General features: G+C 52.5%; 21 protein-coding genes. 11 read left to right on the plus strand and 10 right to left on the minus strand.

Going from position 1 to position 25,059, the window contains the following annotated elements; genetic code table 11:
• Window positions 1-38: 38 nt before the first annotated feature.
• A complete protein-coding gene (locus GE278_03670) occupies window positions 39-725 on the minus strand; it encodes a hypothetical protein (protein ID QLK59942.1) in 687 nt (228 codons plus the stop codon).
• A 412-nt stretch (window positions 726-1,137) separates the two neighbouring features.
• Between GE278_03670 and acnB the strand changes: the two genes are divergently transcribed.
• From acnB to GE278_03685, 3 genes are all read left to right on the plus strand, one after another.
• Window positions 1,138-3,735 carry a bifunctional aconitate hydratase 2/2-methylisocitrate dehydratase gene (acnB, locus tag GE278_03675; protein QLK59943.1) on the plus strand — a complete coding sequence of 866 codons (2,598 nt, stop codon included), beginning with the start codon at window positions 1,138-1,140 and terminating at the stop codon, window positions 3,733-3,735.
• 254 nt (window positions 3,736-3,989) lie between these two features.
• A complete protein-coding gene (locus GE278_03680; protein QLK59944.1) occupies window positions 3,990-8,237 on the plus strand; it encodes an intimin-like protein in 4,248 nt (1,415 codons plus the stop codon).
• 106 nt (window positions 8,238-8,343) lie between these two features.
• Window positions 8,344-8,709 (plus strand): UPF0231 family protein, encoded by a 366-nt coding sequence (locus GE278_03685; GenBank protein ID QLK63171.1) that lies wholly within the window; start codon window positions 8,344-8,346, stop codon window positions 8,707-8,709.
• Between the two features lie 3 nt (window positions 8,710-8,712).
• Here the strand turns inward: GE278_03685 and yddG are convergent, their stop codons facing one another.
• The 5 genes from yddG to GE278_03710 all read right to left on the minus strand — a co-directional run bounded on the left by yddG (window position 8,713) and on the right by GE278_03710 (window position 13,249).
• Window positions 8,713-9,591: an aromatic amino acid DMT transporter YddG gene (gene yddG, locus GE278_03690; protein ID QLK59945.1), complete on the minus strand. Its 879-nt coding sequence runs from the start codon at window positions 9,589-9,591 to the stop codon at window positions 8,713-8,715.
• Window positions 9,592-9,692: 101 nt separating this feature from the next.
• Window positions 9,693-10,568: a hypothetical protein gene (locus GE278_03695; protein QLK59946.1), complete on the minus strand. Its 876-nt coding sequence runs from the start codon at window positions 10,566-10,568 to the stop codon at window positions 9,693-9,695.
• A gap of 444 nt (window positions 10,569-11,012) precedes the next feature.
• On the minus strand, window positions 11,013-11,807 hold the full coding sequence (gene speD / locus GE278_03700) for an adenosylmethionine decarboxylase (GenBank protein ID QLK59947.1): 795 nt from the start codon (window positions 11,805-11,807) through the stop codon (window positions 11,013-11,015).
• Window positions 11,808-11,835: 28 nt separating this feature from the next.
• Entirely contained in the window at window positions 11,836-12,711 is an 876-nt protein-coding gene (gene speE, locus GE278_03705; GenBank protein QLK59948.1) for a polyamine aminopropyltransferase, read from the minus strand.
• Between the two features lie 190 nt (window positions 12,712-12,901).
• Window positions 12,902-13,249, minus strand: a complete 348-nt coding sequence (locus tag GE278_03710; protein QLK59949.1) for a hypothetical protein — start codon at window positions 13,247-13,249, stop codon at window positions 12,902-12,904.
• 193 nt (window positions 13,250-13,442) lie between these two features.
• Between GE278_03710 and cueO the strand changes: the two genes are divergently transcribed.
• The 4 genes from cueO (at window position 13,443) to GE278_03730 (ending at window position 18,052) form a co-directional block, all read left to right on the plus strand.
• Window positions 13,443-15,047: a multicopper oxidase CueO gene (gene cueO / locus GE278_03715; protein ID QLK59950.1), complete on the plus strand. Its 1,605-nt coding sequence runs from the start codon at window positions 13,443-13,445 to the stop codon at window positions 15,045-15,047.
• 129 nt (window positions 15,048-15,176) lie between these two features.
• Window positions 15,177-15,713: a hypoxanthine phosphoribosyltransferase gene (locus GE278_03720; protein QLK59951.1), complete on the plus strand. Its 537-nt coding sequence runs from the start codon at window positions 15,177-15,179 to the stop codon at window positions 15,711-15,713.
• A 298-nt stretch (window positions 15,714-16,011) separates the two neighbouring features.
• Window positions 16,012-16,995 (plus strand): DUF1852 family protein, encoded by a 984-nt coding sequence (locus GE278_03725; protein ID QLK59952.1) that lies wholly within the window; start codon window positions 16,012-16,014, stop codon window positions 16,993-16,995.
• Window positions 16,996-17,020: 25 nt separating this feature from the next.
• A complete protein-coding gene (locus GE278_03730) occupies window positions 17,021-18,052 on the plus strand; it encodes a methionine synthase (GenBank protein ID QLK59953.1) in 1,032 nt (343 codons plus the stop codon).
• A 141-nt stretch (window positions 18,053-18,193) separates the two neighbouring features.
• Here the strand turns inward: GE278_03730 and GE278_03735 are convergent, their stop codons facing one another.
• Window positions 18,194-18,850: a carbonate dehydratase gene (locus GE278_03735; protein ID QLK59954.1), complete on the minus strand. Its 657-nt coding sequence runs from the start codon at window positions 18,848-18,850 to the stop codon at window positions 18,194-18,196.
• 133 nt (window positions 18,851-18,983) lie between these two features.
• Between GE278_03735 and GE278_03740 the strand changes: the two genes are divergently transcribed.
• Window positions 18,984-19,907: an ATP-binding cassette domain-containing protein gene (locus GE278_03740; GenBank protein QLK59955.1), complete on the plus strand. Its 924-nt coding sequence runs from the start codon at window positions 18,984-18,986 to the stop codon at window positions 19,905-19,907.
• Entirely contained in the window at window positions 19,907-20,677 is a 771-nt protein-coding gene (locus GE278_03745; GenBank protein ID QLK59956.1) for an ABC transporter permease, read from the plus strand. Before GE278_03740 ends, GE278_03745 begins: the two co-directional genes overlap by 1 nt.
• A 41-nt stretch (window positions 20,678-20,718) precedes the next feature.
• On the opposite strand, the gene panD is transcribed toward GE278_03745, so the two are convergent.
• From panD to panB, 3 genes are all read right to left on the minus strand, one after another.
• Complete coding sequence (gene panD / locus GE278_03750) at window positions 20,719-21,099, minus strand: aspartate 1-decarboxylase (protein QLK59957.1); 381 nt, start codon at window positions 21,097-21,099, stop codon at window positions 20,719-20,721.
• Between the two features lie 105 nt (window positions 21,100-21,204).
• Complete coding sequence (gene panC, locus GE278_03755) at window positions 21,205-22,059, minus strand: pantoate--beta-alanine ligase (GenBank protein QLK59958.1); 855 nt, start codon at window positions 22,057-22,059, stop codon at window positions 21,205-21,207.
• 15 nt (window positions 22,060-22,074) lie between these two features.
• Complete coding sequence (gene panB, locus GE278_03760) at window positions 22,075-22,869, minus strand: 3-methyl-2-oxobutanoate hydroxymethyltransferase (GenBank protein ID QLK59959.1); 795 nt, start codon at window positions 22,867-22,869, stop codon at window positions 22,075-22,077.
• Window positions 22,870-23,017: 148 nt separating this feature from the next.
• Here panB and GE278_03765 point away from each other — a divergent pair, with 148 nt between their 5' ends.
• Both GE278_03765 and qseC read left to right on the plus strand, forming a co-directional pair.
• Entirely contained in the window at window positions 23,018-23,695 is a 678-nt protein-coding gene (locus GE278_03765; GenBank protein QLK59960.1) for a response regulator, read from the plus strand.
• A gap of 5 nt (window positions 23,696-23,700) precedes the next feature.
• On the plus strand, window positions 23,701-25,059 hold the full coding sequence (gene qseC, locus GE278_03770) for a two-component system sensor histidine kinase QseC (GenBank protein ID QLK63172.1): 1,359 nt from the start codon (window positions 23,701-23,703) through the stop codon (window positions 25,057-25,059).

The raw sequence follows: 25,059 nt of genomic DNA on the forward strand, positions 1-25,059 counted from the left end.
GAATTCCATGCGCAAAAACCCGGAGCAAATGTCAAAAATCAGTATTCGTCTGGCAGGCGCTTACAGATAGCAATCAACTTTCCGTTCTGAATATCGATGTAACCGCCAGCCCGCAAATCCGCCAGAATCTTCATTACCCCACTGCGCGCTAAATTCGAACGCTCCAGAATGAAATTGGCCACGCTGTTTTTGCGGCGAACGTCTTCGGGTAAGCGCTGCATTTCGAGTAACAGGCCGCAGATAATGTCATAGGCGGTGCGGTTGATCATCAGGTCGGAATGGTAGCAGCGGTAGTCTGTAAAGCTGGTGATGTAGGCGATAAGTTCTCTCACCAGTGCGTGTTCGGCAATCAGGTCTATTGCAGTCTCGCGCCGCAGCACGCAGACTTTGCTGTCCTTATTCGCTTTAAAAATAAATGAAGAACGGCTGTATTCCGACGCCATTAGTCCCAGCATGGCGGGCGCAGCAGCAATGCCATATAACAGATTATCAGAAGAGCGATAGCCTTTAATATCCCCTTCAAGCAGCAAAATAATCTGCTGCTTTCCGTCCTGGGCATTCATCGTTATCGGGATATTCGTGTCGTCTGTGAACACCGGCGTCGCGTGGGGTAATAAGACGTCAACCAGGCGGGTGATAGCCTCCAGAGGTTTCTGTCCCGGTGGCGATTTCTTGCCGTTGCCTGAGAGATTATTGTTTGTTTTCATGTCGGGTACGTTTCTCATTAGAGGGGCAGATCATGGCTTCATACGCTCAGAAAGGGCAGAAGCTTGCTGATGAATTATAAACAGTAAAATTGTTTCCGGCATGCTGGCATCTGTCCTTCTTGTCAGGCGGATAGCCGATGCCTGAACGTCATATCGGAAAGGATTATTTTGTCCTTAACGATTCAGCAAGAATTTAATGTTGCTTTTTTGTAAACAGATTAACACCCCCTGAAAATCCTGCTATGCTGCCCCGGCGCTAAAGGGCACTGTGCTCAGGTTCAGGACGTGATATTTCAGAGCAGAAACACGCTTACCCGCAGTGTCCCCCGATTCATCAGCCAGCCTGAATTCCCCTGTCCCTACAGGCATGACGCAATGCTGATGATGGAAGCCAGGCATAATAAATGACAATGAGAGCGAGGAGAAAGTCGTGCTAGAAGAATACCGTAAGCACGTAGCCGAGCGTGCTGCAGAGGGCATCGTCCCTAAGCCACTTGATGCTTCACAGATGGCAGCGTTGGTTGAGTCCCTGAAGAATCCGCCACAAGGCGAAGAAGATACTCTGTTAGACCTGCTGATTAACCGTGTTCCACCGGGCGTCGACGAAGCCGCCTATGTTAAAGCCGGATTCCTGGCTGCCGTCGCCAAAGGCGAAACTACCTCTCCGTTGGTCACCCCTGAAAAAGCTGTCGAACTGCTGGGCACCATGCAGGGCGGCTACAACATTCATCCGCTGATCGATGCGCTGGATAGTGAAACGCTGGCGCCAATCGCCGCGAAAGCGCTGTCTCATACGCTGCTGATGTTCGATAACTTCTATGATGTCGAAGAGAAAGCGCACGCAGGCAACGAGCACGCGAAAAAAATCCTTCAGTCGTGGGCTGATGCCGAATGGTATCTGTCACGTCCGAAACTGGCAGAAAAAATCACCGTGACCGTTTTCAAAGTCACCGGCGAAACCAACACTGACGATCTGTCACCTGCACCGGATGCCTGGTCCCGTCCAGATATTCCATTGCACGCACTGGCGATGCTGAAAAACGAACGCGAAGGCATTGTACCTGACGCACCGGGCACTATCGGGCCGATTAAACAGATCGAAGAACTGAACAAAAAAGGCTTCCCGCTGGCCTATGTCGGTGACGTAGTCGGTACCGGATCTTCGCGTAAATCAGCCACCAACTCCGTATTGTGGTACATGGGCGACGATATTCCGCACGTGCCAAACAAACGCGGCGGCGGCGTGGTCCTGGGCGGAAAAATTGCGCCAATCTTCTTCAACACCATGGAAGATGCCGGTGCGCTGCCGATCGAAGTGGACGTGTCTGACCTGAATATGGGCGATGTGATCGACATCTTCCCGTACCTCGGCGAAGTGCGTAACCACGATACCGGCGCTGTGATTGCGACCTTTGAACTGAAAACCGACGTGCTGCTGGACGAAGTCCGCGCCGGTGGCCGTATTCCGCTGATCATCGGCCGTGGTTTAACCACCAAAGCCCGTGAATCACTGAAGCTGCCTCAGAGCGACGTGTTCCGCATTGCCAAACCGGTCGCTGCCAGCAATAAAGGCTTCTCGCTGGCACAGAAAATGGTTGGCCGCGCCTGTGGCGTTGCCGGTATTCGTCCGAACGAATATTGCGAACCAAAAATGACCTCCGTAGGTTCTCAGGACACCACCGGTCCGATGACCCGTGACGAGCTGAAAGACCTGGCGTGCCTGGGTTTCTCTGCGGATCTGGTGATGCAGTCATTCTGTCATACAGCGGCGTATCCAAAGCCGGTTGACGTGACCACTCACCACACGCTGCCAGATTTCATCATGAACCGCGGTGGTGTTTCGCTGCGTCCTGGCGACGGTATCATCCATTCATGGCTGAACCGTATGCTGCTGCCTGATACCGTCGGTACCGGCGGTGACTCCCATACCCGTTTCCCAATCGGGATTTCCTTCCCAGCGGGTTCTGGTCTGGTGGCGTTTGCTGCAGCAACCGGCGTGATGCCTCTCGATATGCCAGAATCCGTTCTGGTGCGTTTCAAAGGCAAAATGCAGCCGGGGATCACCCTGCGTGATCTGGTGCATGCGATTCCTTATTACGCTATCAAAGAAGGTCATCTGACCGTTGAGAAGAAAGGTAAGAAAAACCTCTTCTCCGGCCGTATTCTGGAAATCGAAGGCTTACCCGAGCTGAAAGTGGAACAGGCATTTGAACTGGCGGATGCATCCGCAGAACGTTCAGCGGCCGGTTGTACAATCAAACTGGATCAGGCGCCAATCAAAGAATACCTGAGCTCTAACATCGTGCTGCTGAAGTGGATGATCTCTGAAGGTTACGGCGATCGTCGCACCATCGAGCGCCGCATCAAAGGCATGGAAGAGTGGCTGGCGAATCCAACGTTACTGGAAGCTGATGCGGACGCCGAGTATGCAGCAGTGATCGAAATCGATCTGGCTGAGATCAAAGAGCCGATCCTTTGTGCGCCGAACGATCCGGACGATGCGCGTCTGCTGTCTTCCGTTCAGAACAGCAAAATCGATGAAGTATTTATCGGTTCGTGCATGACCAACATCGGTCACTTCCGCGCGGCGGGCAAACTGCTCGATAGCCACAAAGGCGCGTTGCCAACCCGTCTGTGGGTTGCGCCACCGACCAAAATGGATGCGGCGCAGCTTACGGAAGAGGGCTACTACAGCGTCTTCGGTAAGAGCGGTGCGCGCGTTGAGATCCCGGGCTGTTCACTGTGCATGGGTAACCAGGCGCGTGTGGCTGACGGCTCTACCGTGGTATCGACTTCAACCCGTAACTTCCCGAACCGTTTGGGTAATGGCGCTAACGTCTATCTGGCCTCTGCGGAGCTGGCGGCGATTGCTTCCCTGCTTGGCCGTTTGCCAACCCCGGAAGAATATCTCGGCTATATGGCTGAAGTCGATAAGACTGCGGTGGATACTTACCGCTATCTGAACTTCGACAAACTGAGTGAATATACCGATAAAGCTGACGGTGTGATTTTCCAGACCGCAGTCTGATTAGTAAACATTCACCGCACTAATTTAAGGGAGGCTTAGGCCTCCCTTTTTTTATGAATCCATTTTGTTATATTAAATAGATTATTATATTAATAATCCCACTTACCCATTGATTTTAATAATGGTTTTATTTCCCTAAAGTATTCATTAAGTAGTCACAAAATGTTTTATCGTTTAAATTTAGTTCCCCGCGAACTATAGCTGCATTCTGCAATTTAATTCGCTCTCATCGAAAATACAATGTGAATTAAATAATGCGCACCTCTAAAATAATTTGCTTATTACAAATAGGTATTCAGTTTTCTTATTCTTCTCTCTGCGTTTATGCTTTTTCTTTTGACGCCGTGGCTGAAACCAATCCCGCTGTCGTCGCCGGACAAATGCCAAGTGAAAAGTTACCCTCTGGCCATAACACCGCCACGCCTTCTGCCTCTGGTATGACTCCGGACAGCGAGCAAGATACCTCACTGGCAGGGCTTGCGGCGCAGTCTGGCGCATTATTTTCCGGTCAGTCATCAGGCGATGCTTTGAAAGGGATGGTGGCTTCGGGGGCTGCTGGCAAAGCGGCGCAAAGCGTTGAGTCCTGGCTGAATCAGTTTGGCACAGCACGCGTAAAAGTTTCCGCAGATAATAATTTCTCTCTGGAAGATGTGGAATTAGACATTCTGTTACCGATATACGACGATAAAATTAACCTGTTATTTACTCAGCTGGGTGGCCGCCGCGCGGACGACCGAGATATTATCAATACGGGGATGGGATATCGTCATTTTAATGAGCGCTGGATGTGGGGCGCAAATACATTCTATGACCGTCAGTTATCGCAAAATCATCATCAGCGTTTGGGCGTTGGCGGCGAATTAGGCTGGGATTATTTAAAAATCTCCGCTAATGGTTATCTGCGTCTTACTGACTGGATGGCATCAGAGCGCTTTCAGAATTATGACGAGCGCGCGGCCAATGGATTTGATATCCGTACCGAAGGCTTTTTACCTGCGTGGCCACAGCTTGGCGCAAGCGTGTTATTTGAGAAATACTTCGGCGATAACGTTGATTTGTTTAACGATGAAGATAACCGTCAGAAAGACCCTTATGCGGTCACTGTCGGTCTGAATTACACGCCGTTTACGCTCATGACCGCAGGCGTCAGCCAGAAAATGGGCAAAGGCGATACGCAGGATACTCAGTTTAACCTGAGTTTCAGTTATGCACCGGGCGTAAGTCTCGACAAACAGCTGGATGCCTCGCAGGTGGCGGTGAAACGCTCGCTGCTCGGTAGCCGCATGGATCTGGTCAGCCGTAACAACACGATTGTGCTGGATTATCGCAAACAGGATCTGATTTCGCTGGGTTTACCGGCCAGAATCGAAGGGACAGAAAGCGCCAGCTTCCCGATTTCTGTTGTCGTTAACAGCAAATACGGACTGGATCGCATTGACTGGCAGGCGGATGAACTCCTGCAACACGGCGGTAAAATTACCGAAGATAAACACTCTGGCCAGTACAGCATCACGTTGCCGAATTATCAGTACGGCGGGGTGAATAACCGCTATATCGTCAGAGGCAAAGCCTTTGACGCCAAAGGCAACGGCTCAAACTATAGCGAAATGGAAGTCTACGTGACAGGCTATGACGCGGCAACCTGGCTGTCTTCCACGACGGTCAGCCCCGATACATTACTGGCCGATGGCATCAGCACATCCACCGTGACACTGCGTATTACCGGCGCCGATCAGTTACCGGTGACCGCCATTGCTTCGCAACTGGCGGCTGCTGTGAAGTTAACACCGGCCACCAGTGCCGGCACAGCGTCCCAGACTTCAGTAATAAACCCCCTTATTTCTAACTTCAGCGAATCAGCGCCCGGCGTTTATCTCGCGACCTTTACCAGCGGCAATGTCGCGGGGACTGCTGATATAACCCCGATGGCCAGCGGTAAAAATGCCCTGCAAACCGCGCACATAGTGCTGCAAAATGCGCAGGTCTGGCCTTCGTTAAGTTCGCTGAACGCATCAAAAACCCTGGCGCTGGCTAATGGCACCGATACGGTCACCCTGACGGCTGAAGTGCTGACGGCAGAAGGCTTGCCAGATCCGGGCGTCACTGTCTCCTGGAAGGCGGATAATGCCGCCATCAGGCTGTCAGCGCCACAAAGTACGACCGATGAAAAGGGTATAGCCACAGTGACGGTCAGCAGTCTGAACGTTGTGGATTCACGGGTCACCGCCACGGTCGAAGGGGGCAGTTTACTGCAAAGTGAACCGCTCAGCTTTGGCCCCGATGCGACCACTGCCCAGGTGATGCAACTGAACGCGGACAAAATGCAGGCAACGGCCAATAATGCCGATAAAGTCACACTGATCGCAAATGTGGTGAATGCCCAAAATCAGCCGCTAAAAGGCGCGGCGGTTGACTGGAAAGTCGAGCAGGGCATCGCCACGCTGAGTGCGCCGCAAGTGTCGACAGACGAACTGGGGAACGCGCAAATCACGCTGGCTTCACAGGTGGCGGGTGACGTGAAAGTCTCCGCTCGTGCCGGAACCACAGAAGCCAAAATGACTGACCTCATCTCATTTGCTGCCGACAATGCCAGCATGACTATTACGGCCCTCAAGCAGGACAAAACGCAGGCGCTGGCTAACGGCACCGACGCCGTCACCTATACCGTGACAGTCACCGATGCAAACGGCAACAACGTGCCAAATACGCCGGTGAACTGGAGCAGCGATCAGTCCGCTGCAAAGCTTTCCGCCAGCACCGTCAACACCGATGCACAGGGGCAGGCGCAGGTGAGTGTCTCGACTGTTCAGGCCGGCGACGTGGTTATTTCGGCGCAACTGCCAGGCGGCACCGCCACCATCGCGCCCGCAGCGTCGTTTAATGCGGATGTGAGCACGGCGCAGTTTAGCGCGATGTCCGCTGATAAAACTCAGGCAGCGGCGAATGGCACCGATGTTATCACCCTGAGCACGACGTTAACGGACGCTAACGGCAATCCGCTGGCGGATGCTGATATCGACTGGCTGGCGAGCCCGACCGGCGGTACGGCGTCAGCCAGCAGTACTAAAACCAATGCGCAAGGTGTGAGCACTATCCGGTTGACCTCTTCAGAGGTCACGGATTACACCGTGAAAGCGTCGTTTAACGCCGCCAGTATAACGTCCTCAACCTTGTCATTTACGGCAGATGTAGCCAGCGCAACGATAAGTTCGCTGGTCGCGGACAAAACTGCGTCTGTAGTGGCGGGTAAAGATACGGTCAGTCTGACCGCAACGGTGCTGGATGCTAATAATCATCCGGTTCAGGGGGCTTCTGTCACCTGGAGAAGTGACAATGCGGCAGGTGTTTTAACGCCGGTATCAGGAGTGACGGATGTCAACGGCGTAGCGACGGCAACATTGAGCTCCACGCTGGCGCAAAATACGGTGGTGACCGCCAGTACCGGCAGCAGTCAGAAAACATTGCCGGTAGATATAGTGGCTGATGCCGATACCGCGCAACTGACCCTTGTCTCTGATAAAACTCAGGCGCTGGCAAATGGCAAGGATGCTGTCTCCTGGACGGCAACGGTTAAAGATGCCAACAGCAACCCGGTGAATGCGGTCAGCGTAGACTGGAGTGGCAATAATCCGGACGTGATTCTGGCGGGCAGTAATACGCAAACTACGCAGGCGGGCACGACGACAGTGACAGGCACTTCGCTCAAAGCCGGTACGGAGATTGTGACAGCGACGCTCAGCCAGCAGCCGCAAACCGCAAGCGCAGGTGAGGTGAGCTATATTGCCGACCTCAGCACGGCGGAAATTGCCACACTGACGCTGGACCGGCCGGTTGTTTCCAATAACGGCAACGATGTGACGACATTTACTGCCACGGTGAAGGATGCGACGGGTAATCCAATCCCCAATGTAACGGTTAACTGGGAGACCACGCGCAATACACTGGGACAAAGTACCAGCGTGGCCAACGCGTCTGGCGTAGCCACCATGACGATTTCGGGTACCGAAGAAGGGGATGCGACGGTAACAGCCACGTACGGCACAAGTTCTAAATCTGCGATAACGACATTCATCGGTTCATTTAATGTGGACTGGGCAGTCAGCGGTGCCTCCGGTAAATATACGACCCCGTTATTTACGGCTTACAATGAGTTAGGTTTTATCGCGGTATCGCCGACTACCGGGCCATCGTCTCTGGTGTGGTCTGGCGCGGAAAATACAAATTCGCCGCTGACAACGCCGATGACGGACCAACACGGAAACGAGGTGGTCGTCACCTTTGGTGGCATGCGGCAGTCTTATTGTTCGACTCGTACGTTCAACACAGCTATCTCTTGTGAGGCCGGGCCAGGTACTCACGCTATATTGAACTATTCATCAGCGGACAATCCGGGTCTGCCTGCCGGTGTTTATCGGGGTGTTATCCGTTTTGCGGGGATAAACTGGTTAAGTACGAAGCCATCCTTCTCCTATGAAGTCAGCGTCAGCCTGACCGTGGATTAATCTTCTCCGGCGTTCAGAAACTGGAAAGGCGGAAGAAATTCCGCCTTTTTTATTGGTATCATGCAGCAGGTATGAGTGGCTTTTGATGATATTTGAGGACGGCATGATGGATTACGATTTTCTGCGCGATATTACCGGTGAGGTCAAAGTGCGCTTTTCTATGGGCCACGAAGTGCTTGGTCACTGGCTGAATGAAGAAGTGAAGGGCGATCTGACGGTGCTGGATGCTGTCGAAGCTGAGCTGGCCGCGCTCAAAGGCAGCGAACGGCAGACCCAGCGGGTCGGCCACGAATATACGTTGCTGCTGGCCGATGACGAAGTGATGATCCGCGCCAACCAGCTGGATTTCGACGGCGATGAGATTGAAGAAGGCATGAGTTACTACGACGAAGAAAGCCTGGCGTTTTGCGGCGTCGAGGACTTTCTGCAAGTCCTCGCCAAATACCGTGCTTTCGTCACGACTTATCGATAAAACTTATTTTCCCCGTGAGGCGGTCCAGCAAAGCAGCGAACCTCCGACCACCATCAGCACGCCCGGCCAGAAACTCGCGCCCGGCAACGTGTGCAGCCACAATCCGGCAATCAGAATCGAAGAGAGCGGTGTGAAGTACGACAGCGCGGCGACCAGCGTCGCATTGCCTTTTTTCATCGCGATATCCCAGCACTGATAGGAAATGGCAGTCACCGCGCCCATCGCCAGCAATTCAAGAATCGCCGGTAACGTCAGGCTGATACGATTCGATGAATAGGTAAAATACAGCACCCACAGCACCGCACCGGTAGCGAGTAAAAACAGCGGCAGCACGCCTTTGCCTTTGCATAACACGCGGACAAGATTGGAATACAGCGCCCAGGAAACGGCGGCACCCAGCGCCAGACCATAGGCTATGGGATTACCCCTTACATTGCGCATCAGCTGATGAATGTCCAGCCCGTGGCCGCCGCTGATAGCCCACAGCACGCCGGCAAACGCCAGCACCACGCCCGGCCAGATCCACCAGCGCACGCGAAGTTTCAGCAGCGGCACGGCAAATAACAGTGTCAGGCTCGGCCACAAATAGTTGATCAGTCCCAGCTCCAGCGTTTGCTGACGGCTGTGCGCCAGACCAATCGCCAGCGAAAACGCCACCATATAAAAGATAAACAGCAGACCGCAGACGATGAGATAAGCCGCCGATTCCCCGCGCAGCGTCGGCTTTGCGCCCGCCATCCAGACCATAATCCCGCTGACGGTATAAATTGATGCGGCGGCGCCAAAAGGCCCCAGCGATTCAGACAGACTGCGGGTGAGCGCCACGCTCATGCTCCACAATAAAATGGCGAGAACGCCGGACAGCGTTGCGAAACGATCCATATGAAAGGTAAGCCTCTGGAAAAGGAGGCTTTTAAGATAAGCGATTGTCCCGGCGATTTACACCGGAACAATCCGCTTGAGGGCGCATATTCCTGACATCATCAGAAGTAGAAACCGACTTCTAATCCCAGTGTGGAGGTGGTGGTCGCTGGCTGATAATAGCCGACGGTGCTCCCGTTCAGATCACCCTGTTTCTCGTCTGACTTACCGTATTTCTGATGCACGTAGCTGGCTTTCACAAACACATCTTTGTTGATGTTCCATGTGAGGCTGGTGAATGGCGAAAGCTTCGATTTCGGTTCCAGCCAGACATCACCCTGATTGCTGTGCGTCCAGGTTTTGATCGGATACAGTGCACCGCCCTCGACACTCAGCCTTGAATCGGCGGTCATCTGCCAGTTCGCGCCCAGTGAAGCTTTAGCATACGGTTGCAACGACACTTCCAGCGCCGTGTAATCCCGCGTGCGGTTTTCCGAGGCGATATAGACATCGTCGGATCGAATGTTACGCAACCACACCTGCCCGCCCAGCGCGCCTTTCATGTCGAAAGAAATACTGTCCGACGCGCGATAACGGTAGCCGCGCGTTAAATCTGCGCTGTAACCGGTGTAATACGTTTTTCCTTTCAGCGTTCCGTTGGCCACATTGGCCTGATCGTCAAGCGTGCTGCCTTTATAATTGACGATCCCAAACATCACGCTCATGTCCCAGGCTTTTAATAAGCCACTCTGCAGATCGAGGTAATTATTAGATCCGAAATTAACGCGCAGGCGCGGGCCGTGTTCAGCAACATATTTACCGTCCATATTATCGACGGATTCGTCCCACTTATAATATTCAGCACCATAACTCACATAGTGCCGCATCCCTTCAGTATTGCTGCCTAACAAACTTTCCCCGGCCCGGGAAACCCCGGAAACCAATAAAGAACTCGCGACCAGCAGGCTGGAGACGGTCTTTAATTTACTCATTGTCATTTTTTATTTCTACTTGCAGGTGGATGGAGCTGGTTGCTTAGTAAGCAATGTGGCGATGCTAAAGGCTGGAGGGGCAGAGATAAAGGGATTTGTCTGTTTTTCAGAAAATAGCGATCTTTTGATCGATGTTAACTCAAATTGACGAATGAATATAAGGATAATTTTATTTATGTACTTTGGTTTGTGTTGATAATTTGCTTTAAAGGTTAGATCGTTAGTCGGATAATTTGACTTAAAATGGAATTTAATTGAAGAGTTTATATTAATTTGTCTTAAGGAGTGTAGCCGTTATTTATACCTGTGTGGTTATTTTACTTAAGTAATGCTAATCGAGTTTTAATGCCTGATCACGATTTCTAAGATTAATGCGATAAATATAAAAAGGCCGAACTCTTTTACGGATGTTCGGCCTTAATCGTTTTTAGCAGTTGCGGCAGTTAACGATCACACCGCAGAGAAATTGCGACCGTAATAGATTTCCTGCATTTCTCTGTACAGCAAATCAGTGATCTCTTTGCGTTCCTGCGCGCTCAGCTCTTCCGGTTTGGCATTGAACAGATAGTGCTTGAGATCGAATTCCTTCAGCAACATCTTGGTATGGAAGATATTTTCCTGATACACGTTCACGTCCATCATGTCGTACAGCGCTTTCATATCCTGAGACATGAAGTTCTGGATCGAGTTGATGGAATGGTCGATGTAATGCTTCACGCCATTCACGTCACGGGTGAAACCGCGTACGCGGTAATCAATGGTGACAATGTCAGATTCAAGCTGATGAATCAGATAGTTCAACGCTTTCAGTGGAGAAATCACGCCGCAGGTTGAGACTTCAATGTCGGCGCGGAAGGTGCACAGGCCGCCTTCAGGATGGCTTTCCGGATAGGTGTGCACGCAGATGTGGCTTTTATCCAGATGAGCGACCACTGAGTTTGGCAGCGGACCAGGATGTTCGGTGGTGTCCACGTCGCGCGGATCGACCGGCTCTTCGCTCACTAAAATTGTGACGCTGGCGCCCTGTGGTTCGTAATCCTGACGCGCAACGTTAAGGACATTCGCACCGATGATCGAACAGGTCTCGGTGAGGATCTCGGTTAAGCGGTTGGCGTTATATTCTTTGTCAATGTAGGCAATGTAGCCGTCACGATCGTCTGCGGTTTTGGCGTAGCAGATATCGTAGATACAAAAACTCAGGCTTTTGGTCAGGTTGTTGAAGCCATGCAGTTTCAGTTTTTGCAATTTAGTTCACCCCCTCATGGATGCAGTATCAGCGCGCAGCTGACAGGGCATTCAGCAGATACTGTGGCAGGGCAAAGCTGCCGTGATGAATAGCCGGATTGTAGTAGCGGCAGATGATGCCTGCGGCGTCGAAACGCGCCTGTAAGGTCTGGCTGTCGATCTGACGATATTCCGGGCTGTTGGTCGCCCAGGCAAAGGTCATGATGCCGCCGTAATAGGTTGGGATCGCGGCCTGATAGAAACTGACATCACTGAAATAGTGGCTCAGTTTGGTATGGCTGTTGACCGCTTCATCTTGCTGGAGGAAGCAGACGCCGTTCTGCGCCACAAAAATGCCGCCTGGCTTCAGGCAGCGGGCACAGCCTTCGTAGAACGCCGATGTGAACAGACTTTCTCCGGGACCTATCGGATCAGTACAGTCGGAGATGATCACATCGAATGTATCGGTGGTTTGATTGACGAAGTTCACGCCGTCGTCGATCACCAGATTGAATCGGGGATCGTCATAGGCACCGGCGCTGTGGTTCGGCAGATACTGGCGGCAAAATTCCACCACGCCCGCATCGATTTCCACCATCGTAATCGCTTCCACATCTTTGTGACGGGACACTTCGCGCAGCATTCCGCCGTCGCCGCCGCCGATGATCAACACCTTTTTGGCGTTGCCGTGCGAAAGTAACGGCACGTGGGTCAGCATTTCGTGATAAATAAATTCATCACGTTCGGTGGTTTGCACCACACCATCGAGCGCCATCACGCGACCGAGCGCGGCGTTCTCGAAAATCACCAGATCCTGATGATCGGTTTTCTCGCGGTAGATCTCTTTTTCGACGCTGAAATACTGACCAAAATTGGCGTGCAGCGTCTCATACCATATTTCTTTGGGTGACGAGTTCTGGGACATCGGTTACTTCTCCTGAGCCTTCGCAGCCATAAAAATGGGCGCACATAATAGCTAACTCTGCCGGTGCTTGCACGGTGGGATTTCAGGCAGGGCAATGTGAGTCCAGTGTAGTTCAGTCAGGGAAAGCAGGGAGAAAAGAGGAGAAATGAACAGGCTCCGGCATCAGAATGACGGAGCATTACGGCAGGGATCAGTTGGTGTAGGCCAGCAGGCTCAGAGAATCCCGCGCCAGTGATTTACATTTGGTTGGCTTCGGTACAGCGATACCGCTCAGATCGCGATAGCTGTCTTCGCCCATCGCCTGCATATTAAAACTGTTGTAATTACTCAGATCCCAGCGATTTTGCTGAGCGAAAAAAACGATCGCGCGTTTGATCTGAGTATTCGGCAACTGTTCGTAGCCGCAGTTATTTTTCAGAAAGACAAAAACGGCGGTCAGATCCGCCAGATCTTCCGCTTCTGACTCGCTCAGCGCCTGGCTGGCGGAGGAGAAGCCAAGCAGTGACAGCAACAGCAAACACAATGTTGTTCTTTTCATGGGCGTGTTCTTGTTCTTTTAGATAGAAAGAAAATGAGAAAGACTCGGCTCAAACGTAATTAAAATGACGTTAACATATTAGCACAGAGGGGCACCAAATTTTTTCTGTCGTGCCAGTCACTTGACCTTCCCCTAAGGGCAGGGTTTAGGGTGGGGCACGATTATGGCAATTTTCCGATCATAAGGACTGAACATGAACCGTCGCGATTTCGTAAAGTGGACGACCCTGGTGGGCGCCGCCAGCACGCTTCCCGGCTGGAGCCGTTTCGCGCTGGCCGACAGCCGCCCCGCACTGCCGATCCCCGCCTTACTGGAACCGGATGCCCGCAGTACCATCACGCTGACGCTACAGCGCGGGCAGAGTCAGTTCTTACCGGGCGTTACTACCGAGACATGGGGCGTGAATGGCAATCTTCTCGGCCCGGCGCTGCGTATCCGCCGTGGTAAAGCCGTCAATGTGACGATCAACAACCGCCTGAGCGTACCGAGCACCGTTCACTGGCACGGGCTTGAAATCCCCGGCGACATCGACGGCGGCCCGCAAGGTGTGATTGCCCCCGGCCAGAGCCGCAATCTGAGTTTTCAGCTGGATCAGCCTGCATCGACTTGCTGGTTCCACCCGCATCCGCATCAGACCAGCGGTTATCAGGTCGCGATGGGGCTGGCAGGTATGGTGCTGATCGAAGATGAAGCCAGCGATATGCTTCAGATTCCCAAACGCTGGGGGGTGGATGACATTCCGGTTATTTTGCAGGATAAACGCCTCAACGACGCCGGGCAGATTGATTACCAGATGGATGTGATGACCGCCGCCGTCGGCTGGTTCGGTCAACATATGCTGACTAACGGCGCGGTCTATCCACAGCACGGCATCTCACGCGGCTGGCTGCGCCTGCGACTGCTCAACGGCTGCAATGCGCGCTCCCTGCATCTCGCTACCAGCGATGGCCGCCCGATGTACGTTATTGCCAGCGACGGCGGTTTTCTCGCGGAGCCGGTGAAAGTGACCGGGCTGCCGATGCTGATGGGCGAACGGTTTGAAGTGCTGATCGAATGCACCGACGGCAAAGCCTTTGATCTGGTGACTCTGCCGGTAAAACAGATGGGTATGACGCTGGCGCCGTTCGACAAACCGCTGCCGGTACTGCGCATTCAGCCGACGCTGACGCAAAGTGGCGGCGCGTTGCCGGATTCACTGATTAAATTACCTGAGCTGGTGTCCACCGACGCTCTGCCGACCCGCTGGCTGCAACTGATGATGGATCCGCAGCTTGATCAGCAGGGCATGGCCGCACTGATGGCGAAATATGGCCACAGCGCGATGGCCGGAATGAGTATGGATCACGGCGGCGGCGAGATGGCCGCGATGCCGGGGATGGCCGAGTCCGGTCACGACGCTCACGACAGTATGGCCGGTATGGACATGAGCAAATCCTCGGGCAAATACGATTTCATGCAGGGCAACAAAATCAACGGCAAAGCCTACGACATGAACGTACCAGCGTTCGATGTGAAACAAGGCCAATACGAGAAATGGACGATTTCGGGCGAGGGCGACATGATGCTGCACCCGTTCCATATCCACGGAACGCAGTTCCGTATTCTTTCTGAAAATGGTCAGCCAGTCGCGCCGCATCGTCAGGGCTGGAAAGACATCGTGCGTGTTGAAGGTGCCCGTAGCGAAGTACTGGTGCGCTTTAACCATCTGGCCGACAAGCAGCACGCATACATGGCGCACTGTCATTTACTTGAGCACGAAGACACCGGCATGATGCTCGGGTTTACGGTTTCTGCATAAAATCTGAATTGCCGCGACCCGCCGCGTTACCCATCGGCGGGTTCTTTGATATAATCCTCTGCGCTTCAAGGTCGCCGTTTTGCTTAAAAACGGCGATAAATATTCTTAAATCAGGTGGTTAGTCTTTATATGAAACATCGCGTAGACGTCATGATTTCCGAGCAGGAAGTCAAAACCCGAATTGCCGAGTTAGGCCGTGAAATCACCGAGCATTACCGCGATAGCGGCAGCGAAATGGTGCTGGTTGGGCTGCTGCGCGGTTCCTTCATGTTTATGGCTGACCTTTGTCGCGCTGTTGATGTGCCGCATGAAGTCGACTTCATGACTGCCTCCAGCTACGGCAACGGTATGTCCACCACCCGCGACGTCAAAATTCTGAAAGATCTCGATGAAGACATTCGCGGCAAAGACGTACTGATCGTCGAAGACATCATCGACTCCGGCAACACGCTGAGTAAAGTGCGCGAACTCCTGCAGCTGCGCGGCCCTAAATCATTGGCGATCTGTACGCTGCTGGATAAACCCGAGCGCCGCGAAGTAGAAGTGAAAGTGGAATACGTCGGTTTCGCCATCCCCGACGAATTCGTTGTCGGTTACGGCATCGACTACGCCCAGCGTTACCGCCATCTGCCGTATGTTGGCAAAGTAGTGATGCTGGACGAGTAAGCGCGAAGATAAGCATAGTGTAACGGCTTCCTGTTGGAGGCCGTTTTTGTTTGTAACCCCGTCTCTTCAATCTTCCTCACCCTCTTCCAGACCGTCCCCCTGATCATGAATTTCCCTCATGTTTAATGAAATTAAATCACTTTTCCTCCATCAATCACTCAGGCATAAATTGTACATCGCTGTTAACCTAATAAAACATGAAGACTGCTGAAAGAAAACCAGAAAATAAAACTGGTCAGCCCTGAAAAGCCAGCAACAAAACCAGGTTTTATATCAGAAGTCAGGACGTCAAATTAAAATGAATAAAAACTTCACCTTTGCTATTAAAAGTCTTCGTTTCGACGAAAATTATAACCCCTCGGAAAATACGCGTATTACAACTAACTTTGCAAATCTGGCAAGGGGTGAGAAGCGACAGGAGAACCTGCGCAACACACTGGTAATGATTGACAACCGTTTTAACTCGCTGGCGCATTGGGACAACCCCAAGGGTGATCGCTATTCAGTGGAACTTGATATTATTACCGCTCAGCTGAATATTCATATTCAAGATAAAACCGATACCTTCCCGGTGATTGAAATATTGAAAACGACGATCGTTGATAAAAAAACCAACGAACGGTTTGCAGGCATTGTAGGCAATAATTTCTCCTCTTATGTGCGGGATTATGATTTCAGCGTTTTACTGCCAGAGCACAATCAAGATAAGCAAAAATTTAGCCTTCCGGAAGATTTTGGAAAATTACACGGTGATATATTTAAATGCTTTGTTAACTCAGATGTGTATCAAGCATCTTTTAATAAAACTCCCGTTATTTGCCTGAGTGTTTCAAGTAAAAACATCTATACGCGTACTGGAAATCAACATCCGGTATTAGGCGTGGAATATCAGCAGGATGAACTTTCGCTGACTGATCAATATTTCGCAAAAATGGGATTGCGGGCCCGATATTTTATGCCGCAAAACAGTGTTGCGCCTTTGGCCTTTTATTTTACGGGGGATTTGCTCCGTGATTACACTGACCTTGAGCTTATCAGTACCATCAGCACGATGGAGACTTTCCAGAAAATATACCGGCCTGAGATCTACAATGCGAATTCTCCGGCAGGAAAACACTATCAGCCCAGCCTGAATTACCAGGACTATTCTTTAACACGTATTGTTTATGATCGAGAAGAACGTAGCCAGCTGGCCGTTGAGCAGGGGAGGTTTACGGAAAAACATTTCATCAAACCTTACCAAAATGTTTTTGAGCAGTGGTCTGCTCATTCCGTTCTTTGATTAACCAAATACAAGGTCATCTAATATGAAAAAGTTATTACCTACTTCAACGGCTGGCAGCCTGCCTAAGCCTTCCTGGCTTGCGCAACCTGAGACACTTTGGTCACCCTGGAAATTACAAGATCAGGAATTAATTGACGGTAAAAAAGATGCTCTGCGCCTGTGTCTGGAAGATCAGCAACAAGCAGGTATTGATATTGTCAGTGATGGTGAGCAAACGCGTCAGCATTTTGTCACTACGTTTATTGAGAACCTCAATGGTGTTGATTTCGAAAAACGTGAGACTGTTAAAATTCGTAATCGTTACGAAGCGAGTGTGCCGACAGTCATTGGCCCTGTGAGTCGCCAAAAGTCCGTTTTTGTTGAAGATGCTAAATTTTTACGCCAGCAAACCAAACAACCTATTAAATGGGCTCTGCCAGGGCCGATGACCATGATAGATACGCTCTACGATAACCATTATAAAAGTCGGGAAAAACTCGCCTGGGAATTCGCCAAAATTCTTAACGAAGAAGCGAAAGAATTAGAGGCTGTGGGTGTCGATATTATCCAGTTTGATGAGCCAGCATTTAATGTTTTCTTTGATGAGGTGAATGATTGGGGAATTGCCACATTAGAGAGGGCCATTGAAGGGCTTAAGTGTGAAACCGCCGTACACATTTGCTACGGTTATGGCATCAAAGCGAATACAGACTGGAAAAAAACGCTGGGGACAGAGTGGAGACAATATGAAGAGATTTTTCCAAAACTGCAAAAATCTAATATTGATATAATTTCACTGGAATGTCAGAACTCCCATGTTCCGATTGAGCTTCTGGAACTCATTCGGGGTAAAAAGGTGATGGTTGGTGCCATTGATGTGGCAACTAATACCATCGAGACACCCGAGGAAGTTGCCGCGACGCTTCGAAAAGCACTGCAGTTTGTCGACGCCGACAAGCTCTATCCTTGCACCAACTGCGGGATGATCCCTTTACCGCGTGGCGTCGCAAGAGGCAAACTGGATGCGTTGAGTGCAGGTGCTGAAATCGTCCGCAAAGAACTTCTGGCTAAATAACGCTGGTAAAAAGCGTACTGCGCTTACGCATAACTCATTGATTTATCGTGATCGCGTTGTAAGTGCAGGAAAAATAAATGATAAAAAAGGCACATTTTTGTGCCTTTTCTTTTTTGAATTTCTGTAGAGTGGAGCGGCTTGTTACTGGGGATTACCGTTGAGCAGGGCGGAGACACCCTGACGGTAACGCTGTTCCAGAGTTTCCCGGCTGGTGGCGTCAACCTGAAGGTTGCGCAGGCGTCCGTCCTGAATGCCGTAAACCCAACCGTGCAGCGTGACTTTCTGGCCGCGTTTCCAGGCTGATTGCATGACAGTGGAATGGCCAAGGTTATAAACCTGCTCAACGACATTCAGTTCACACAGTTTATCGAGTCGCTGATTCGGGGAAAGTTCGCCCAGCAGGGAACTGTGTTTGTACCAGATGTCACGGATATGCAACAGCCAGTTATTAATCAGCCCCAGCTCCGGGTTCTCAACCGCTGCCTGAACACCGCCACAACCGTAGTGACCGCAAATAATCACGTGTTCCACTTCCAGCACGTCGATAGCATATTGCACGACAGACAGGCAGTTCAGGTCGGTGTGAATCACCAGATTAGCGACGTTACGGTGAACGAAGAGTTCTCCGGGCTCAAGACCTGTCAGCTGTTCTGCCGGAACGCGACTGTCTGAGCAGCCGATCCACAGGAAGCGCGGTTTTTGAGATTGGGAAAGTCGTTCGAAGAAACCAGGATCTTCGTCGATCATGGTCTTGGACCAGTTGGCGTTATTACTGATGAGCTTTTCTATATCATTCATTGAGGTTAATAGCCTGTAACGAGCCAACAGCGATGGAGTAATATAGGGCAATGCTCCGGATTTTAAAACTGATTCGATATCTCATTTTGACTCACTCCTACTACAAGATTTTTACAACAAGGTATGCCCCTTTATGAATTATGCATTGGAACTGGAAAAGTTAACCAAAACTTACGCCGGTGGTGTGCAGGCTTTACGTGGTATCGACCTGCGCGTCGAAGCCGGTGATTTCTATGCACTGCTCGGGCCAAACGGCGCGGGGAAATCCACGACCATTGGCATCATCAGCTCGCTGGTCAATAAAACGGCGGGTAAGGTGCGGGTGTTTGGGTATGACATTGATAAGGATATCGTCAACGCCAAACGTCAGCTCGGTCTGGTGCCGCAGGAATTTAACTTCAACCCGTTTGAAACCGTGATGCAGGTTGTCGTCAATCAGGCAGGGTATTACGGCGTGCCGCGTCCGCTGGCGCTGCAACGCGCTGAGAAATACCTGACGCAGCTGGATCTGTGGGGCAAGCGTAACGAGCGCTCCCGTATGCTCTCCGGCGGGATGAAGCGTCGTCTGATGATCGCCCGTGCGCTGATGCATGAGCCAAAACTGCTGATCCTCGACGAACCGACGGCCGGTGTGGATATCGAACTGCGCCGCTCCATGTGGGGCTTCCTCAAAGAGCTGAACGCGCAGGGCACCACCATCATTCTGACTACGCACTATCTGGAAGAAGCCGAAATGCTGTGTCGTAACATCGGCATTATTCAGGGGGGCCAACTGGTGGAAAACACCAGCATGAAAGAGCTGCTGTCGAAGCTGAAATCCGAAACATTCATTCTGGATCTTGGGGCAAAAAGTCCGCTGCCGGCGCTGGAAGGTTACCGCAGCCAGCTGACAGACACCTCGACGCTGGAAGTGGAAGTGATGCGTGAGCAGGGGCTGAATTCCCTGTTCAGCCAGCTCAGTAAGCAGGGCGTGCAGGTATTGAGTATGCGTAACAAAGCGAACCGTCTGGAAGAGCTGTTTGTCACGCTGGTGAACGGCAGCGAGGAAAAGAAATAATGTCGCAACTGTATTGGGTGGCTCTGAAAAGTATCTGGCTGAAAGAAATTAACCGCTTTGGGCGCATCTGGATCCAAACGCTGGTTCCGCCGGTGATCACCATGACGCTGTATTTTATTATCTTTGGGAATCTGATCGGCTCGCAGATCGGCAGCATGCATGGTTTTACCTACATGCAGTTCATCGTGCCTGGTCTGATCATGATGGCGGTCATCACCAACTCCTACGCTAACGTGGCGTCGTCGTTTTTCAGCGCCAAGTTCCAGCGCAACATTGAAGAGCTGCTGGTCGCCCCCGTGCCAACGCACGTTGTGATCGCCGGTTACGTCGGTGGTGGCGTGGCGCGTGGGATCTGTGTAGGGATTCTGGTCACCGCGATTTCACTGTTCTTCGTGCCGCTGGTGATCCACTCCTGGTGGGTGATCGCGCTGACGCTGCTGCTGACCGCGATCCTGTTCTCGCTGGGCGGCCTGCTGAATGCGGTCTTCGCAACCACGTTTGATGATATCAGCCTGATCCCAACCTTCGTGCTGACTCCGCTGACCTATCTGGGCGGCGTATTCTATTCACTGTCGCTATTGCCGCCGATCTGGCAGGCCATCTCCAAGCTGAATCCGATCGTGTATATGATCAGCGGCTTCCGCTACGGTTTTCTGGGGATTTCTGATGTGCCGCTGGTGTTTACTATGAGCGTGCTGGTGGCGTTTATCGCTGTGTTTTATCTGCTGGCGTGGTATTTGATCGAGCGCGGGCGCGGCCTGAGAAGTTGATTTTTGCTTTGCTTCCTCCCCTTTGCAGGGGAGGGGGTTAATCAAGCCACCTGAACTGGCACAGCTTTCGCGGTGCGTTTCAGGTGGTTTTCGCCTTCAAAATAAGCCACTTTCGGCTGGTGCTGACGGGCGTCTGCATCGGACATCTGCACGTAAGAGCAGATGATCAGCAAATCGCCGACGCAGGCACAGCGCGCTGCTGCACCATTGACAGAAATAATGCGCGAACCGCGTTCAGCGGCGATGGCGTAAGTTGAGAAACGCTGACCGTTATCAACGTTATAAATATCAATCGCTTCGTATTCCAGAATGCCTGACGCATCGAGAAAATCCTGATCGATGGCGCAGGAACCTTCATAGTGCAAATCTGCCTGAGTAACGTGAACCCGGTGTAGTTTGCCTTGCAGCATAGTGCGAATCATTGCTTCTACCCTTACTGACGTAAAAAGTCTGAGAACCTGCCGGGCCGGATACTAAAAATCTGAAATCTGGCCGGCCAACATCTTTGCCCATTTGACCCACGCTGTCTACTGCGTCAGATCAACCCGTTGGTTATCAATCAGGCGCGCTTTGCCGAGCCATGCTGCCATCAGGATCACCGCCGACGTGCTGTCCACCGACAAGTCCTGCAAGGTTTTTGCGTCGCGGATAAACAGTTCGTCCGGCGTAAAGCCCACCTCGCGTAGTTGCTGCGCAGTTTCCTGCAACATGTCGTCGATGTGACGCTCGCCCTGGCTGAGACGTTCCGCCAGCGCATTCATGATTTTATACAGCTGAGGCGCCTTTTTACGCTCTTCGCTGGTCAGGTAACCGTTGCGTGAACTCAGCGCAAGACCGTCTTTCGCGCGTACAGTTGGCACGCCGACAATCTCGATATCGTAACCCATGTCTTCCACCATCGTGCGCAGCAGCGCCAGTTGCTGGAAGTCTTTTTGGCCGAAACAGGCCACTTGCGGCTGAACCAGATTGAACAGCTTGCTGACGATGGTTGAAACGCCGCGAAAATGACCCGGACGGCTCGCGCCTTCCAGAATAGTGGAAATTACGGGCACATCGACCTGCGTCTGGGTGCTCAGACCTTTCGGATACACTTCTGCTGGCGACGGCGCGAATACCAGATCCACGCCGCGCTTATTAAGCTTCTCGCAGTCTTCCTGCAAAGTGCGCGGATAACGCTCAAGATCGTCAGGGCGTTCGAACTGCATCGGGTTGACGAAAATACTGACCACGACGACGTCGCCGCGCGCTTTGGCTTCATCCACCAGCGTCATATGCCCTTCGTGCAGATTGCCCATGGTTGGCACCAGCGCGATACGTTTGTTGTTCTGGCGAAAATCACGAATTTCGCGACGCAGCAGCGCCACGCTGTCGATTATCAACACGGATATTGTCCCCGATTATTTGAAAGAGTGTTCTTCGCCCGGATACACGCCCTGCGCGACCTGATCGACATAAAGACGCACCGCGCCGCGAATATCTCCCGCTTCGCTAAGGAAGTCTTTAGCAAATTTCGGCGTGTGACCGCCGGTGATGCCAAACGCGTCGTGCATCACCAGGATCTGGCCGTCGGTAACGTTACCGGCACCGATGCCGATAACCGGGATAGTCAGCTCTTCGGTTACGCGGCGCGCCAGTTCTACCGGCACACATTCCAGCACCAGCAGCTGTGCACCGGCTTCTTCCAGCATCAGAGCATCTTTGATCAGCTGATTGGCTGCCACTTCATCGCGCCCCTGAACTTTATACCCGCCGAAAATGTTCACCGACTGCGGTGTCAGCCCCAGATGGCCGCATACCGGAACGGCACGCTCGGTCAGCATCCTGACCGTATCACACAACCAGCCGCCACCTTCCAGTTTGACCATATTGCCACCCGCGCGCATCAGAACCGCGGCACTCTCGAAGGCCTGTTGTGGCGTGGCGTAACTCATAAACGGCAGGTCAGCGAGCAACAGCGCATGAGGGGCGCCGCGGCGTACGCAGCGCGTGTGGTAAGCGATCTCTTCAACCGTCACCGGCAGCGTAGAATCCTGACCCTGTACGACCATGCCCAGAGAATCACCAATCAGCATGACGTTAATACCCTGTTCGGCAAACAGCTGCGCGAAACTGGCGTCATAGGCGGTAATGGTCGCAAATTTATGTTTTTCCTGCTTCCATTGGCGAAGCTGGCTCAGCGTGGTTGGTTTCATGAACACTTTCCTTTGAATAATTCATCGGATGAATATGATGGCCATATTCTACTGTAAGCGCTCGCAGGCAAACAGCAAAGATCAACAACCGACATCTTAAGAAGTCGCTAAGATGCTTCGCCTATAATGGCTAAAAACGGAGGGAACCATGCGAATTCTGTTAGTTGAAGACGACAAAATGATTGGTGATGGTATTAAGGCCGGGCTGACCAAACTGGGCTTTACGATTGACTGGTTTACCGACGGGCTGACGGGCAAAGTGGCACTCGACAGCGCGCCGTATGATGCCGTGATCCTCGATTTAAGCCTGCCGGGTATGGATGGTATGCAGCTGCTGCGTGAGTGGCGACAGGCCGGACGCGATACGCCGGTGCTGATCCTCACCGCGCGCGATGCGCTGGAGCAGCGCGTCGGCGGATTGCAGGCGGGGGCCGATGATTATCTTTGCAAGCCGTTCGCACTGGTCGAAGTCGCTGCGCGTTTACAGGCGCTTAATCGTCGCCGTCACGGCGTGGTCACGCCGAAAGTCACCCACGGCGGAATTGAATTCGATCCTGCCGCCCGCAGTGTGACGCTCAATGGTGAATCCGTCACGCTGACGCCGCGCGAAGTCGCGGTGCTCGAGCTGTTTCTCAACAACAAAGGCCGCGTACTGGCCCGCACGCTGATCCAGGAAAAACTTTACAGCTGGGACGAAGACGTCAGCAGCAATGCGGTAGAAGTGCACATCCATCATTTGCGCAGCAAGCTCGGTAAAGGTTTTATCCGCACCGTGCATGGCGTCGGTTATACGCTGGGCGACGCGCAGTCAGGAGAATCAGTGTGAAGGAGCTGAAAAACCTCAGCCTGCGCGTGCGGCTGATCCTGATTTTTTCCCTGCTGGCGCTGCTGACCTGGCTGATTGCCAGCGGCGTGGCGTGGCATCAGACCCGTAAACACATTAACGAGGTGTTTGACACGCAACAGATGCTGTTCGCCAAACGGCTTGCCGCTACCGGTCTGGGCGAGCGTCTGAATGAGCAGAAAAATACCGAACTGCCGGATACCAAAAAGTGGGTGCATAAAGGTTCCCGTGGCCATACCGATGACGATGCACTGACCTTTGCCATCTTTAACCGGCAGGGGGATATGTTGCTCAACGATGGCGAGAAAGGCAGGCATATCCGCTTTGATCACGATACGCAGGGCTTTAAAGATGTGGAACTGAAAGGCGATGACGACCTCTGGCGCATGGTCTGGCTGACGTCGCCGGACGACCAATATCGCGTGGCAGTGGGTCAGGAATACGATTACCGCAATGACATGGCATGGGGGCTGGTCAGCGGCCAGCTGACGCCTTGGCTGGCTTCGTTGCCGGTACTGTTACTGGCGCTGATTGTGATGGTGACGCTGGAACTGCGCCCGCTGCGCCGCGTGGCCGAAAGCTTGCGGCAACGTTCGCCGGAAGACGCCACGCCGATTGATACCCACAAACTGCCCGGTGAAGTACTGCCGCTGGCGGATGCGCTGAATTCCCTGTTTTCGCGAACCGGCGACATGTTGGTCCGCGAACGCCGTTTTACCTCCGATGCCGCGCATGAACTGCGCAGCCCGCTGGCGGCGCTGCGGGTGCAGACTGAAGTGGTACAACTTTCCGGTGACGACGCCCACATGCGCGAACATGCGCTGGAAAACCTGACCACCAGTATCGATCGTGCCACGCGTCTGGTGGATCAGTTGCTGACGCTGTCACGGCTGGAAAGCTTTGCCGAACCGGAAGCGCTGGAAATCATCGACTGGCCGGCACTGGTGGCGCAAAGTCTGGCAGAACAGGATTATCGCGCGCACAGCAAAGGCATCGAACTGCGCTTTGAACATAATGGGACGCCGCCTGCGCTTCGCGGGCAGTCGCTGTTGTTATCGCTGATGGTGCGCAATTTACTGGATAACGCGATCCGCTATTCCGCTTCCGGATCGCATATTACGGTGACGCTGGACGAGCAGGGATTAACCGTCGCCGATCAGGGACCGGGGATCACAGATGAACATCTGGCGCGGCTGGGCGAACGTTTTTATCGTCCGCCGGGGCAGGAGCAAATGGGTAGCGGGCTGGGGATTTCGATCGTACAAAGGATCGCGCAGTTACATCAGCTCAACGTCGTTTACAGGAACAGGGCAGAAGGCGGACTGGATGTGCGGGTAAGTCGCTGA

The sequence above is a fragment of the Enterobacteriaceae bacterium Kacie_13 genome (assembly GCA_013457415.1).
Taxonomy (GTDB): Bacteria; Pseudomonadota; Gammaproteobacteria; order Enterobacterales; family Enterobacteriaceae; genus Rahnella.